1 rRNA gene is annotated in these 263 nt (G+C 44.5%); it reads left to right on the top strand.

Features of this window, described 5'->3' with window-relative positions:
* Positions 1 to 168 precede the first annotated feature (168 nt).
* A 5S ribosomal RNA gene (rrf, locus tag ACEO2X_RS14510) occupies positions 169 to 263 on the top strand; the annotation flags it as partial.

Here is a 263-nt window from a genome sequence, read left to right as displayed (position 1 = left end):
GTATGCTCAATCGATTCAAATCCAATCAGTCAATTCAGACTGATCTTGATTTAGTTAACGCTAAACAATAAAATTCAGACCCAATACAGCCCAATCTGTTACAGATTCGGAAAACGCAGTGCATCACAGTCGTGAATAAGACCAATGCAAGTCTCCGTAAACAGTTGTGCTGGCGACCATAGCAAGAGTGAACCACCTGATCCCTTCCCGAACTCAGAAGTGAAACCTCTTCGCGCTGATGGTAGTGTGGGGTTACCCATGTG

The organism is Acinetobacter sp. AL9 (assembly GCF_041464035.1).
Classification (GTDB): Bacteria; Pseudomonadota; Gammaproteobacteria; order Pseudomonadales; family Moraxellaceae; genus Acinetobacter; species Acinetobacter towneri.
Note: the sequence above shows the minus strand (reverse complement) of the source record. Positions and strands in the feature narration are given on the sequence as shown.